Annotated in this window: 12 protein-coding genes; 6 read left to right on the forward strand and 6 right to left on the reverse strand. The window is 61.0% G+C overall.

Features of this window, described 5'->3' with window-relative positions; translation table 11 throughout:
- Positions 1–58: 58 nt before the first annotated feature.
- From yjgA to ACUZ9P_RS08170, 3 genes are read right to left on the reverse strand one after another with little or no spacing between them, the layout of a single operon-like run.
- Complete coding sequence (yjgA, locus tag ACUZ9P_RS08160; protein ID WP_449249333.1) at positions 59–652, reverse strand: ribosome biogenesis factor YjgA; 594 nt, start codon at positions 650–652, stop codon at positions 59–61.
- Positions 653–662: 10 nt separating this feature from the next.
- A complete protein-coding gene (locus ACUZ9P_RS08165) occupies positions 663–1,556 on the reverse strand; it encodes a UbiA-like polyprenyltransferase (RefSeq protein WP_449249334.1) in 894 nt (297 codons plus the stop codon).
- A gap of 9 nt (positions 1,557–1,565) precedes the next feature.
- Positions 1,566–2,399, reverse strand: a complete 834-nt coding sequence (locus tag ACUZ9P_RS08170; protein WP_449249335.1) for a MogA/MoaB family molybdenum cofactor biosynthesis protein — start codon at positions 2,397–2,399, stop codon at positions 1,566–1,568.
- Between the two features lie 213 nt (positions 2,400–2,612).
- Between ACUZ9P_RS08170 and queF the strand changes: the two genes are divergently transcribed.
- The 6 genes from queF (at position 2,613) to ACUZ9P_RS08200 (ending at position 10,230) form a co-directional block, all read left to right on the forward strand.
- Entirely contained in the window at positions 2,613–3,116 is a 504-nt protein-coding gene (gene queF, locus ACUZ9P_RS08175) for a preQ(1) synthase (RefSeq protein WP_192113672.1), read from the forward strand.
- Positions 3,117–3,287: 171 nt separating this feature from the next.
- On the forward strand, positions 3,288–5,051 hold the full coding sequence (murJ, locus tag ACUZ9P_RS08180; RefSeq protein ID WP_449249336.1) for a murein biosynthesis integral membrane protein MurJ: 1,764 nt from the start codon (positions 3,288–3,290) through the stop codon (positions 5,049–5,051).
- Positions 5,052–5,085: 34 nt separating this feature from the next.
- Positions 5,086–6,228, forward strand: a complete 1,143-nt coding sequence (locus ACUZ9P_RS08185; RefSeq protein WP_449249337.1) for a hypothetical protein — start codon at positions 5,086–5,088, stop codon at positions 6,226–6,228.
- A gap of 9 nt (positions 6,229–6,237) precedes the next feature.
- Positions 6,238–7,632 (forward strand): signal recognition particle-docking protein FtsY, encoded by a 1,395-nt coding sequence (gene ftsY, locus ACUZ9P_RS08190; RefSeq protein WP_449249338.1) that lies wholly within the window; start codon positions 6,238–6,240, stop codon positions 7,630–7,632.
- Between the two features lie 57 nt (positions 7,633–7,689).
- Positions 7,690–8,814 (forward strand): glycerol dehydrogenase, encoded by a 1,125-nt coding sequence (locus ACUZ9P_RS08195; protein ID WP_449249339.1) that lies wholly within the window; start codon positions 7,690–7,692, stop codon positions 8,812–8,814.
- Between the two features lie 348 nt (positions 8,815–9,162).
- Entirely contained in the window at positions 9,163–10,230 is a 1,068-nt protein-coding gene (locus ACUZ9P_RS08200) for a hypothetical protein (protein WP_449249340.1), read from the forward strand.
- Between the two features lie 179 nt (positions 10,231–10,409).
- On the opposite strand, the gene clpB is transcribed toward ACUZ9P_RS08200, so the two are convergent.
- The 3 genes from clpB to ACUZ9P_RS08215 form a co-directional block, all read right to left on the reverse strand.
- Positions 10,410–13,013 carry an ATP-dependent chaperone ClpB gene (gene clpB, locus ACUZ9P_RS08205; protein ID WP_449249341.1) on the reverse strand — a complete coding sequence of 868 codons (2,604 nt, stop codon included), beginning with the start codon at positions 13,011–13,013 and terminating at the stop codon, positions 10,410–10,412.
- An 81-nt stretch (positions 13,014–13,094) separates the two neighbouring features.
- Complete coding sequence (locus ACUZ9P_RS08210; RefSeq protein ID WP_209818864.1) at positions 13,095–13,412, reverse strand: chaperone modulator CbpM; 318 nt, start codon at positions 13,410–13,412, stop codon at positions 13,095–13,097.
- A gap of 117 nt (positions 13,413–13,529) precedes the next feature.
- Entirely contained in the window at positions 13,530–14,522 is a 993-nt protein-coding gene (locus ACUZ9P_RS08215; RefSeq protein ID WP_449249342.1) for a DnaJ C-terminal domain-containing protein, read from the reverse strand.
- Positions 14,523–14,528: the final 6 nt, after the last annotated feature.

The raw sequence follows: 14,528 nt of genomic DNA on the forward strand, positions 1-14,528 counted from the left end.
GCGCAATTTTTTTATTTTTATGAAAAAGCACAGGGTTGGGAGGCCAAAATCACCGGGATTACGCTTTCAGCATGCCGTGGATGGCGCGAAAAAGCGCGCGCCGGGCCTGCGGGGAGGTGTTCTCCGCAGTTTCCTTGCGGGCGGCAAGGGTCAGGGTCAGAAGTTCTTCCTGGCTTGGCAGAGCGGCCTTGCCCGTGGCCTCTGGCTCTTCTGCGTCCTGCTCCGGCAGTGCCCTTGCGGTCAGCAGGGTTGCCACCAGGTCCGCAAGTTCACTTTGGTCAGCGCTCAGCAGGCGGTCACGCCACTGCTCTGCCTGATGCAGGGCCGCGGTGGCGGCTGCGGAAACCTCGCGGCGGGCATCCAGCATGGCGCGGATGGGCGCAGGGTCAATCTCGCGCATGACGCGGCCAATAAACTGCATCTGGCGGCGGCGGCCTTCGTGGTCGCCTATGCGGGCGTAAAGTTGCAGCGCTTCCCTGAGGTCTGCGGGCAGGTCAAGGTTTTTGACTTCCTGCGGGCCAAGGCGCGTCAGCTCTTCGCCCATGTTTTGCAGGGCAAGGCTCTGGCGTTTTTTTTCAGAGCGGCTGGGCGGCAAGTCAAAGCCTTCCGCCTCATCGCTGGATTTCCATTGGTACTGCTTTTTGCGCGGCATTGCCTCTCCGTCAGATATAGATGCCCAGCAACACGCCAGCCAGTACGACCGGCGAAATGATGCCGTTGATGGTAAAAAAGGCCGTGTTCACATGGCGCAGATCCTGCGGCTTCATGAGCCTGTGCTCCACAAGCAGCATGACGCTGATGCCGAACCACACCACGTACCAGGGCCAGGAAAGCCCGGCGGCAAAGCCCGCCAGCAGCAGAAAGATGGACGTCATGGCGTGCGAAAACGCGGCCAGCGTCAGGGCCGTATCCGGCCCAAAAGAAGCAGGCACGGAATGCAGCTCAAAGGCCACGTCAAAATCCATGTCCTGAAATGCATAGTAAATGTCAAATGCCGCTACCCAAAAGGTAACAGCCCAGAACAGCAGCACAGCCGCAAGGCCAAGGCTTGCGGGATTGACCGAAAGCCAGCCAGCCAGCGGGGCAAGACCCAGCGTCGCGCCCAGCCAGAAGTGGCACAGGGCCGTAAAGCGCTTGAGCAGGCTGTAGATGGCCGCAAACAGCAGCGCAGGCACGGAAAGCCACAGGCAGACTGTGTTCAGCGCCGCGCAGGAGGCAATAAAGATAACTGCCATGAGCGCGCAAAAGGCCCATGTCTGCCCCTTGCTGATAGCGCCCGTTACCAGGGGGCGACCCTGTGTGCGTGGGTTGTCGCGATCAAAGGGCAGATCGGCCAGCCGGTTGAAGGCCATGGCGAATGAGCGCGCCGCGATCATGCCGATGGTCAGAAAAATCAGGCTGCGCGCAGAGGGCAGGCCGCGTGCTGCCAATACCGCCCCTGCCCACGCGTAGGGCAGCGCAAAAATGGAATGCTCAATCTTGATCATCCGGCAAATGTCGCCAAACTGGCCAAAAGGCGTGGAAAGCCTCATGCCGGAACGCGGAAAAAAGCCCATGTGTTCTCCTTAACCGCCGCAGTCGGCGGGGTCGCCCTGCAATTTGGCAAGGGCGTGGGGCAGGGCGGGCAGTACGGCGGCAAGGTTTTCCACAACGGCCTTGCGGCTGCCCGGCAGGTTGATAATGATGCTTTGCCCCAGTGTGCCCGCTGCCGCGCGCGAAATAACCGCGTGGGGCGTTTTGGCAAGGCTGGCGGCCAGCATGGCCTGAGTAAAGCCCGGCAAGGGCGTATCGAGCAGGGCGGCAGTGGTTTGCGGCGTGATATCACGCGCCGAAAGCCCGGTGCCGCCGGTGGTGCATATAAGGTCAAAACCCTGGCTCAGGGCAAGCTCCGTCAGCAGGGCGCGCAGTTGCGCGGCTTCATCCGGCAGCAAAAATCCCTGACTGTGGCTCAGCGGCATGGCGGAGCCGACCATTTCAGCAATGGCTGGGCCGCTCAAATCCAGCCGCTGGCCGCGCGCGCCTTTGTCCGACAGGGTTATCCAGGCAAGGCTGTAGCCGGTTTTTCTGGCGGTTACTTCCAGCGGGCCTTCGGGCAGATCCGTCAGCGCAGTCAAAAACAGACATTGCACCGCGTGGCTCGCCTGCCACGGCTCCTCCCCGTTGCCGCCGGGGTTTGCCATGTTGGGCGGCAGGGGCATCCATGCGCGCCCCGTAACCTTGAGCAGGGCTGTGCCGCAGGCCCCGCAAAAGCATGTGCCCACCCGCAGGTGGGGCATTGCCCATGGCTCGGGCATCATGAGGCCGTGGCTGCGGCAAAAATCGGTATCCGTGGCGGCAACAGGCAGCAGGGGCAGACATTGGCCCCGCTTGCAGGCGTGTACGTGCAGCAGGATATTCATACGTTGCTCCGGGGAACTGGCCGATGGCTGGTATCGGATTGGAGTGGGCAATAGATTATTGTAGCCGTAAGCGCAATGGGTTACAAGTCTGATACGCGCCTGCGTTTGCGCAGCCAGTGAGGCCTTTCGCCTACGCATGGCGCGTCCGCCGCCCCGGCGGCCCCCCAACGCTGCACGGCAGCGTCATTTCCGTGTATTTTAAGGAGTATCCCCATGAGTACCCGCAGCCAGGATCAGACCCAGGACCTGAAGGTTCTTGGCACAGGCCGCCTTCAGTCCCCGGAGGGCGGCCCCAGCGTAGCCCTGCTGGAGGCCTTTCCCAACTGCTTTCCCCAGCGCCCCTATGTGATCAGCATCAGCTTTCCCGAATTTACCTCGCTCTGCCCGGTGACCGGCCAGCCCGACTGCGGCACCATCACGGTAGAGTACATTCCTGACGAGCTGTGCGTGGAATCCAAGAGCTTCAAGCTCTATATGTTCGCCTTCCGCAATCACCAGTCGTTTATGGAAACCATCACCAACAACGTGCTGGAAGACCTGCGCACCCTGCTCAATCCCTGCTGGTGCCGGGTCAAGGGGCTGTTTGCGCCGCGCGGCGGCACGCGCATCCACGTGTTTGCCGAAACCTTCAAGGACACCATGCCCGAAGAGCAGAACCGCCTTGTGCGTGAAGCCGTGGCTGCGTGGAAGTCCGAACCCGATCCGCACCGCCCGTAGCTGCAACACTTTTGCTTCCGGTGGCAACAAGGGCTGTTAAAAGCCTAGTGCCGCCGGAAGTGGAATATCTTTGTTGCAAACAGCTTGCAGGCCACTTGTTTTGACGTGAGCGCGCCCAGAACAGCCGGTGGCGCGCTGCCCTGATTTTTTGCATGGCTGAAACGAGGAATAATGATCGCTTCTGAAAGCGGCTGCTCGCAAGGCAAGGGTGGGGAATCCTCCTCGTTTTGCGCTTCTGGCCCTGCCGAGCACGGCCCCGGGCATTCTGGCGGCATTGCGCGCACGGCGGCCCTTTTGGGCGGCTTTGCCCTTGTTTCGCGTGTGCTTGGCCTTTTGCGCGACATGAGCATGGCCTGGCTTGTGGGCGGCGGCGCTGCCGCCGACGCACTGGTGGCTGCCATGCGGCTGCCCCATGTGCTGCGCCGCATGTTGGGCGAAGGCTCGCTTTCCATGACCCTGACGGCAAGCCTTGTGCATCTGGAGCGCATGGGCGCATCGCCCGACCATGCTGTGGAGGCGAAGCGCAGCCGCAGCATGCGCCTGTTGGCCCGCGCTCTGGCCGTGAGGCTTGGCCTTGTGCTGACTCTGCTCACAGTGCTTGGGTTGGTGGCCACCCCTTGGCTTACTGATATTCTGGCTCCCGGTTTTTATGGGCCGGAACGGCAGGAGGCCATATACCTGCTGCGCATCTGCCTGCCCTATACGCTGGCGGCGGGCATGGCTGCTCTGGGCATGGCCCTTTTGCACAGCCTTGGCGTGTTCTGGCTGCCCGCTGTTTCTCCTGCCCTGTTCAATATTGTCATTTTGTGTTTTGCAGGAGCGGCTGCCTTGGGCCTGCTGCCTGCGGCTCCAGCTCTGGCTGTGGGCATGCTTTGCGGCGGTATTGCGCAATGGCTGGCGCAGTGGCTGGCAGTGCGGCGTTTGCTGCCTTTGCGTAAAGCCGGGCCTGACGAAGGGCCGGATATCGCGCAGGGTAGCGCAGGCGGGAATGAATCCTCGCTGCAAAAGCGCGCGGCATCCCTTGCCTGGAACTGCCTTGGCCGTCTGCCCGCGGGCCTGCTTGGGGCATCCGCACCGCAACTTGCCATGCTGGCAGCCATGTCGCTGGCGTCCAGCCTGGGCCGAGGGCAGGTGGCTGCTCTCTACTATGCCGAACGCCTGCTTGAACTGCCCCTTGGACTGGTGGGCGTGTGTCTGGGCATGGCAAGTCTGCCCACATTGAGCCGCCTTGCAGCTGCCAGAGAATTTTCGCTTTTTTCGGATCAGTTGCGCACGGCCCTGCGTTTGACCCTGCTGCTGAGCCTGCCCGCCGCCACAGGATTGTGGGCCGTGGGGCCGCGTCTGGTGGAAGGTCTGCTGCGGCACGGCGCCTTTGGCGACAATGCGGCTTACGAGACAGGTCTCGCCCTGTGGGCCTATTTGCCTGGTCTGCCCGCCTTTGCCGTCAACCGCTCCCTGCTGGCGGCCTGCAACGCGCTGGGCGAGGTGCGGCGCACGGCGGTCAGCGCTGTGTGGGCCGTGGTTGCTACGCTTGCGGTCGGGGCCGCACTGGTCCATAGTCTTTCGGGCAGTCTTGGCGTCATGGCTCCGGCACTGGCCGTAAGCCTTGGCTTGTGGCTGCAATGCGGCTTTTTGCTGTGCATTCTGGGCAGGGCGCTGAAAAAAGGTTCCGCTGGCGCGGCATCCGCCAGCGCATGTCTGCCTCCGGCGGGTGCGGTACTGCGTCAATGTGCCGCTGCTGCGGCCACGGCCCTTGCCGCGTGGCAATTGCTGGAACTGCTGCACGGGCGCGGCATCTGGTTGGGGCTTGCCCTTGCCATTACTGGCGGGGCAACGGCCTGGGCTGTTTGTCTGTTTGTTCTGCGCGATGCTGATGCCATTGCGGCTGCCAGCGCACTGGCGCACCGTCTGCATGGCAGACCACACCAACAGTAAGGAGCGCGGGGGCGTGGCTCTCGCGGCAAAACATATGCCCAATATCTCTCACGTTCTGCGCCGCAGACTTGCCCTGGCTGTATGGGGGGCGGCCTTGCTGCTGTTCCTGCTGCTTGGCGTCTGGAATGTCAATGAGGACAGGCAGGAGGCGGAAAACCGCCTTGGCAGCGAGGCCGGACGTACCGCAGCGCAACTGGCGGCCCTGCTTTCCCTGCCCGCCTGGGAGCTGGACGAACTGACCGCGCGCACCATTGTTATGGCGGCCATGACCGATGAATCCATTTACGCCATCAAGGTGCAGACACCGCGTGGCATGCTGGAAGGGCAGCGGCGCAACTACCAGTGGGAGCCCATCCCCTGGGACGATGAAATTGCGGAAAACAGCGTGCAGGGCATGAATCCGCTCAAGATGGAAGGCCGCCCCGTGGGGTCGGTGGAAGTGTACCTTTCGCCCCGCATTACTGATGAAGACCTGGCCCTGAAGGCCCGGCGGGAAGTGGCGCGTTTTTGCCTTTCCGCCCTGTTTTCAACCCTGGTCTTGCTGGCCCTGCTCTGGCACTGGGGCGATCTGGCGCGGCTGAAAGCCTTGCTGCTGGAGCGTACCGCGCCGCAGGGCACTGCGGCGTCCGGCGAACCTGCTGCTGATTCGGCTTCTGCGGCATCCCCGGAGCCAGGCCTTGCAGATATTTTTGAATCAGGCTCAGCTGGTGATAATACAGCCCGCAGTCATGAGGCATCACCGCAGCCAGCCGCAGAGGCGCAGGGCGGAAGCGGCGCGCCCCTGAGTGAAGATATCGCAGCCGGGGCTGTTGTGAGCGCCGAACTTGGGCGGGCCTTTTTGTTGCGCCGCCCCGAAGCCTGGCGCGTTACGGCGGGCATGTTCGGCAGAACGTTTGCCCCTGCCCCTGATCTGCTGCTGCGCCTCTATGCGCTGGAAGATGCCGATAACCTGTGCCGCCTTGGGCGGATTCTTGAAAAAGCAGCGCCCTGTGTGGGCGCGGAGCGGCTGGCCTCTACCGCGCATGCAATGCAGTGGGCCGTGAATGATACAGACGCCGCTTCTGCGGCTCTGGCCGTGGAAGAATGCGTGCTGGCGTTGCGCGAAGTGCTGGGAGCGCTGGAAACACAAACGGCCCGCAAGGAAAGCAAACCCTCGGTGCAAGAGGGCGGAAGATAAGGAGATCATATGGGTTTTTTCTCTGCCATAAAAAAAATGTTCGGCGGCGCGGAAGATGCGGCCAATGCGGCGCATGAAGCGCCCGCAGAAATTGGCGCAGATGCAGGCGCAGCTGGTGCTGCCGCAACTGAAGCTCTTGCAGAACCTGCTGCGAAACCTGCGGCAGAAGCCACTGCCCAGCCCTTTGCGGCATCTGCCGCTGATGAGGCCCTGACCCTGCGGCTGCGCGAGGCCGAGCCACGGCTTTCCGTATGGCTTGGCATCGTGCTTGAGGGCGTGGATGAGGCGGGCGACCTGTTGTGGCAGCGTCTGTTCTTTTTGCTGCGCGCCCTTGATGCCCCGGAGGCCGAAGCGCAGAACTTTGTGCGTGATTTTCAGGAATGGCTCGCCCGCATGAATTATCGGCAGGTGGAGGAATTCCGTTCTGAATTGCAGTATCGTCTGGCTCTCGCCCTTGATATGGAAGACGAAGAGGACGAGCGCAACCGCCTGTTTCTCAAGATCAGCCAGGGGCTTTCGCGTACCCGCGAGCAGTTTTCCAAGGGGCTGGACGCGTTGTTTGCCGGGCATGGCGAACTGGACGATGCCTTCTGGGAAGAGCTGGAAGAACTTTTTATCATGGCCGATCTTGGCTATGAGCCTTCCATTGAACTGGTGGAACGCCTGAAAGAGCGCGCCCGTAAGGAAAAGGTCACGGAATCCACCAAGGTGCGCCAACTACTCATGGCCGAAGTGGAAGAAATCTTTCGCGCGCCGCGCCGCATCGCAGCCGTTAACCAGCCCGAAGTTGTGCTGATGATCGGCGTCAACGGCGTGGGCAAGACCACCACCATTGCCAAGCTGGCCCATCGCGACCGCATGCAGGGCAAAAAGGTCATGATTGCCGCCGCCGATACCTTCCGCGCCGCCGCCATTGAGCAGTTACAGGTCTGGGCTGGGCGCGTGGGGGCGCTGTTCCATGCGCGCACCGCTGGTTCAGACCCTGCCGCCGTGGCTTACGAGGCTATGGACCGCGCGCTTCAGGAGGGCGTGGATGTGCTCTATGTGGACACTGCTGGCCGTTTGCAGACCAAGGTCAATCTGATGGAAGAACTGAGCAAGATCCGTCAGGTGCTGGGCAAAAAGCATGCGGGCGCGCCGCATCGCACCATTCTGGTAATCGACGCCACCACCGGGCAGAACGCCCTTTCGCAAACCAAACTGTTCAAGGAAGCTGCGGGCATTGATGAACTCATCATCACCAAGCTCGACGGCACGGCCAAGGGCGGCGTAGCCATTGCCGTTGCCATGCAGCATCACCTGCCCATCACCTATGTGGGCCTTGGCGAAAAAATGGAAGACCTGCGCCCCTTCAGCGGCGAGGATTATGCCCGCGCCCTGCTGGGCGTGAAGGAAGACGCGTAGGCCCGGTCAGGATTCAACCCTGCAATGCCGGCGCGATTGCCGGAAGCGGAGCATGCCATGAGAAGAGCGTTTATCTGTCCGTCCAAGTACGTTCAGGGCGAGAACGAACTGCTCAACCTTGGGTATTTTGTGCGGCAGTACGGCACAAAGGCCCTGCTGGTAGCCACGGAAAGCAGCGTGAACCGGGTGCGCCAGACGCTGGACGCCACAGCGGCCAAGTTTGGCGTGACCTTTGTGGAAACGGAATTTCAAGGCGAATGTTCACGCGTTGAAATCGCCCGTCTTGGCGAGCTGGCCCGCCAGCACTCCTGCCACTGCACCGTGGGGCTTGGCGGCGGCAAGGCGCTGGATACGGCGCGCTGCGTGGCGGCGGGGCAGGGGGTCATTGTGGTGCCCACCACAGCGGCAACGGACGCGCCCACGAGCCATTCCGCGGTGATCTACACGCCAGAAGGGGAAATGGAAGACTACGCCTATTTTCCCCGCAATCCCGATGTGGTGCTGATGGATGTTTCCATCATTGCCGCCTCGCCGGTGCGCTATCTGGTGTCGGGCATGGGCGATGCCCTTTCCACATATTTTGAGGCGCGGGCCAGCGTACGCTCCTGCGCTCCCGTCAACGCCGGTCTGCCCTGCGGCGCGCGTACGGGCGACTGCCCCCCTGCCAGAGGCACCCTTGCCGCGCAGGCCCTTGCAGCCACCTGCTACCGCACCCTGCTGGAAGACGGCTACAAGGCCGTGCTGGCCAGTCAGGCCAAGATGGCGACGCCAGCATTGGAAAACATCATTGAAGCCAACTCCCTGCTTTCCGGCCTGGGCTTTGAGAGCGGCGGTCTTGCGGCAGCCCATGCCATCCACGATGGCCTGACCGCGTTGGAAGAAACCCACACCTATCTGCACGGCGAAAAGGTCGCCTTTGGCACGCTGGTGCAACTGGTGCTGGAAAACGCCCCCACGGAAGAACTGGACGAAGTGCTGGGTTTTTGCACCTCAGTGGGCCTGCCTGTGTGCCTGAGCGATATTGGCATCACGGACATCAGCCCGGAAGCCCTGCGCAAGGTGGCCCGCAAGGCCTGCCTGCCCGAAGAATCCATCCACGCCATGCCCTTCCCCATCACGGAAGAGAGCGTAGCTGCGGCCATTATGGCGGCGGACGCGCTGGGCAATGCATTCAGAAGCTAAAAGCATCCTGAGGCGCAAGCGCCAGGGCTGAAATTGTCAGCAATAGAAGGGGGATTCCTGCACGGGAATCCCCCTTCTCCGTATTTGCAGGGCAACCCTGAGAAGTCCGATCTCCATTTATCCCCGGTTGCGGCGTATTTTTGCCGTTTTGCTGTTGGCGAGGGGGCGTTCCTTTAGAACTTAACAAGATATGAAACCCCCCGTTGACTTTCCCCCGCACTGGAAGGTTACGCTGGTCTGAAATAACCATTTGAGCATCTAGCAGGTGCTGAAAATACATCTGAAAGGGTTTGTGGGCCGATATGTATTTTTTGGGGATTGTCTACGTTTAACGCCTGGAGTCGTGTGATGAAAAAAATTTGCCTTGCATTGTTTGTCAGTTGCTTTGTCTTTGCATTCGCGCTCAGCCAGTCGGCCAGTGCCGCTACAGAGCTAAAGCACTGGCCTGCCCCTGTGAAAGAACAGCTCGACAAGGTGATTGAAAAAAATGCCAATCAGGGCAACTTTGCCGTTTTTGACATGGACAACACGAGCTACCGCTATGATCTGGAAGAATCCCTGCTGGCCTACATGGAAATGAAGGGCGCGCTCTCCCGCGAAAAGCTGCCCCAGGAACTGCGCCTTATTCCCTTCAAGGATACCAAGGACTTCAAGGAAGGTCTGGTCAGCTATTACTACCGTCTGTGCGAAACGGAAGACCTCATCTGCTACCCCTGGGTTGCGCAGGTTTTTGCTGGCTTTACGCTTAAGGAACTCAAGGGCCATGTGGACGGCCTCATGGAATACAAAAAGCCCCTCAAGGCCAAGTATTACAGCGGCGACACCGTGAAAGAAGCCAGCATCAATCCGCCCAAGCCCTTCACCGGCATGCAGGAACTGTACGCCAAGCTGATGGAGAACGGCATCAACGTGTACGTTATGACCGCCGCCAGTGAAGAACTGGTGCGTATGGTGGCCAGCGATCCCAAGTATGGCTACAACGTCAAACCTGAAAATGTCATCGGCGTCACCATGCTGCTCAAGGATCCCGCCAACGGCGCCCTGACCACCTCGCGCCTCCAGATCGAAAAGGGCCAGTACGACCAGAAAAAGAACCTTGATATGCTGCTCACCACCTACCTCATGAATCCCATGACCTGGTACGAAGGCAAAATGGGCACCATCCTCGGCTACATCGACCAGTGGAAAAAGCCCGTCATCGTGGGTGGCGACACTCCCATTTCTGACGGCTACATGCTGCTGAACGGCGTGGACGTGGAAAAGGGCGGCGCGCGCGTGTGGATCAACCGCAAAGACAGCGCCATGAAGAAGATGGAAGGCATGTGGACCAAGGCCGCTGCCCGCCAGAAGGAACTGGGCCAGCCCGTCACCGCCGACAAAAACTGGCTTGTGGTCAAGCCCGAAGAAATTCAGTAGCCCGAGGCGCGCTGGCGGTTCCGCCGCCTGACGCCGTGATCTGACATTCAGCGGGATATTCCGCCAGATATCCCGCGCAACCTGTCCCGCATCCCTACCCCCCCAATAAGTGAGGCCCACACGAAATGGTTCGTGTGGGCCTCATGATTTTAGTCTGCTAAGCTGTGATCAGTGTGCTCTTACTCGGCCTTGAAGGTGAGCTTGTCGTCCGTGGCGTCTACAGTGACGCACTGACCATCGCGGATTCTGCCGCCCACCAGCTCCTTGGCAAGCGGGGTTTCCACAGCCTGCTGCACGTAGCGCTTGAGGGGCCGTGCGCCGTACACAGGGTCGTAACCGGCATCGCCAATAAACTTGCGGGCCGCATCAGTAAGCTCAAGCCTGATCTTGCGGTCTTCAAGCCGCTTGCGCAGCCGATTGACCTGAAGATCCACAATGCGGGCAATCTGGTCGCGCCGCAGGGGCAGAAAGACCACGGTTTCGTCCACGCGGTTGAGGAACTCGGGGCGGAAGTGCGCCCGCAGATCCTCCATGACCCTTTCCCGCGCGCCTTCCTTCAGCCTACCGTCGGCGGAGATGCCCTCCAGCAGGTGCACGGAGCCTATGTTGGAGGTCATGATGACTATGCAGTTGCGAAAGTCCACCGTGCGTCCCTGGCTGTCCGTAAGGCGTCCATCATCCAGCAGTTGCAGCAGGGTGTTGAACACATCGGGGTGCGCCTTTTCAATCTCGTCAAACAGGATGACGGAATAGGGCTTGCGGCGCACGGCCTCGGTAAGCTGCCCGCCTTCGTCATAGCCCACGTATCCTGGAGGCGCGCCGATGAGCCGCGACACGGAGTGCTTCTCCATGTATTCGCTCATGTCCAGCCGCACCATGTTGTCTTCCGTGTCAAAGAGTGCCTCGGCCAAAGCCTTGGAAAGCTCGGTCTTGCCGACGCCCGTGGGGCCAAGGAAGATGAACGAGCCAGTGGGCCGCGCCGGGTCGGAAAGCCCCGCGCGGGCGCGCAGCACGGCATCGGCCACGGCTGTGACGGCCTCGTCCTGACCCACCACGCGCTCGTGCAGCTGGTCGCCCAGGCGCAGAAGTTTTTCGCGTTCGGATTCAAGCAGGCGCGTTACCGGAATGCCCGTCCATTTGCCCACAATTTCGGCCACGTCGTCGGGGCGCACTTCTTCCTTGAGCAGACGCGGGCCTTCGTGTTCCGAACCAGCGCCGGAAGCGGCGGCCAGCTTCTTTTCCAGCTCAAGCAATTTGGAGTACTTGAGTTCTGCGGCCTTGTTGAGGTCGTAGGCGCGCTCGGCCTGCTCAATGGCAAGCTTGGTCTGCTCGATCTGCTCCTTGATTTCGCGCACATGGTCGATGGAGCCTTTTTCGCTCTCCCACTGTTTGCGCATGTTGGCCTGCTGGGCGCGCAGGTCAGCCAGTTCGTTCTCAAGCTTTTCAAGGCGTTCGCGCGAGGCGGCATCTGTTTCACGGCGCAGGGCCTCACGCTCGATTTCGAGCTGCATGACCTTGCGGTTCACTTCGTCCAGATCAGCGGGCAGCGAGTCGATCTCTGTGCGGATCATGGCTGCGGCCTCATCAATGAGGTCAATGGCCTTGTCCGGCAGCTGACGGTCGGTGATGTAGCGGTGTGAAAGAACCACCGCTTCAACAATGGCAGAGTCGCTGATGCGCACGCCGTGGTGCACCTCGAAACGCTCCTTCAGCCCGCGCAGGATGGAGATGGCGTCTTCCACCGTGGGTTCTTCAACCATGACGGGCTGGAAGCGGCGCTCCAGAGCCGGGTCTTTTTCAATATATTTGCGGTACTCGTCCACCGTGGTCGCGCCGATGCAGTGCAGCTCGCCGCGCGCCAGCATAGGCTTGAGCAGGTTGCCCGCGTCCATGGCCCCTTCTGTTTTGCCCGCGCCCACGATGGTGTGCAGTTCGTCGATGAACAGAATGATCTGTCCCTCGCTCTTTTGCACCTCGTTGAGTACGGCTTTGAGGCGTTCCTCAAATTCGCCGCGGTATTTTGCGCCTGCTATGAGCGCGCCCATATCAAGGGCAAAGAGCTTGCGGCCCTTGAGGCCCTCCGGCACGTCGCCCTTGACGATGCGGAAGGCCAGACCTTCCACAATGGCTGTTTTGCCCACGCCCGCCTCGCCTATGAGCACCGGGTTGTTCTTGGTGCGGCGCGAGAGAATGCGGATAACGCGGCGGATTTCGGAATCGCGGCCAATGACCGGATCCATTTTGCCCTGACGGGCTGCTTCCACGAGATCGCGGGCATACTTGGTCAGCGCTTCAAAGGTGTCTTCGGGGCTGGCGCTGGTCACGCGCGCGCCGCCGCGCAGCTCTTCCATGGCTGCCACAAAACGGGCGCGGGCGATCTTGTATTCCTTGAAAACTTCGCCAAGAGGCGAGGAGGGCGCAACATCGGTAAGCGCGGCAAACAGGTGGTCAACGCTTACGTATTCGTCCTTCATGTGGTTGGCTTCGTTCTGCGCATCGCCCAGAATTTTCGCCAGCCGCTGGGTAATCATGATCTTGCTGGGATCCATGCCGCCTCCGGAAACAGAAGGCCGCTTGCGCAGCGCGCCCTCAATGGCAACGCTGAGGGCCTTGGGCTGCACGCCCATCTGTTCCAGAATGCGCGGCACGATGCCGTTTTCCTGCTGTACAAGGGCCAGGGCCAGATGCTCGGCATCCGTCTCCTGATGGCCCATGCCTGCGGCAATGCTCTGGGCCTGCCCCACAGCCTCGCGGGCTTTATCCGTAAATTTGTTGATGTCCATAAGCTTCCTCCACACGCGCCCGCGCTGCGGCGGGCAAAATTTTGTTATTTCTGGCCGGGAGGCTGCATGCTCTCAAACCGGCTATTCGTCTTCAAAATGCTGTAAGCGTTGCACCCTGCGTTGCAGAGAATCTATGCGCTCCAGAAGATCCACAATAATAGTGCCGCCGAGCACGGGCAGCTCAAAGTCGCAACAGATGCGCTCAAGCTTGCGTACACGGTAGATGTCTACATCGCGAAAAAGGAAATCCTGCGCCGCGCTGGTGCGGGCTTCAATCCAGCCAAGGCCCATCAGTTCCTGGAGCCGCTCCGGCGCAATGCCTGTGGCTTCAATGAATTCCTGCCAGACCATGACCGTTGAAGGCACGGGCAGTGAAGGTTTTTTCGGGGTCATGCTCATTTGTGTCCTCCACCAGTAACCGTATCGGTTGCCGCCTGCGGCGGCGCCGCTGGAACATGCATGCAAACCCTGTGCGCAGCCGCCGGGGGTGTCCGCTGGCGGCTGCCTGATTGTTCCCTACGAGCGGGCCTTGAATGTTGATATCTCGGCCAGCTTGCTCCACAGATCGCGCTCTTCGTCCGTGATCTGCGCGGGAACCCTAATCATGATCTTTGCCAGCAGGTCGCCCCGCTTGTCGCCAGCGCCCAGGCCCTTGCCGCGCAGGCGGAACTTGCGCCCGGAGCTGGAGCCTGCGGGAATCTGCATTTCTACGCTGCCTTCAAGGGTAGGCACTTCAACCCGCGCGCCAAGGGCTGCTTCCCACGGGGCCAGGGCCAGATCGCATTGCAGGTTGTCGCCGTCCACCTTGAAAACATGGTGGGGCAGATAGCGCACGCGCAAAAAGAGGTCGCCCGGCGTGCCGCCCGGCGCAGGGTCGCCCTGCCCGGCGAGGCGCAGTTTTGCCCCTTCGCGGATGCCAGCGGGCACGTTGACCTCAAGAGTCTTTGCGCCAGCGGGCATGTTGATGGACACGGAGCGCGGGCCGCCGCGCAGCACTTCTTCAAGGCTCAGGGCCAGCTCCGCCTCCACATCGCGGCCACGCCGCTGACGGGACGAAAATCCGCCAAAGGGATCAGGGCCGAAATTGGCCCCGCGCCCGCCAGCTTGTCCGCCCATCTGGCCGCCAAAGGGGCCGCCGAACTGAGCGCCGCCGCCATACTGGCCACCGCCGCCAAACAGGGTTTCAAAAAAGTCTGAAAAGCCCGAACCGTCAAAATTTTTGCCGTTGAACGTGAAATGCACATTCTCAAAGCCCGGTTCGCCCTGAAACTGCTGGCCGTGCTGCCAGTTGGGGCCAAGCTGGTCGTACAGTTTGCGCTTTTCCGGATCTTTGAGCACTTCATAGGCTTCGTTGATTTCCTTAAACTTCTCCTCTGCCTGCTTGTCGCCGGGATTGAGGTCAGGGTGGTATTTGCGGGCCAGCTTTTTGTAAGCCTTGGAGACCTCCTCGGCTGACGCTGCGCGCTCTACTCCCAGAAGTTTGTAATAATCCTTGTACGATACTGCCATGATGCG

The organism is Desulfovibrio intestinivivus (assembly GCF_053570665.1).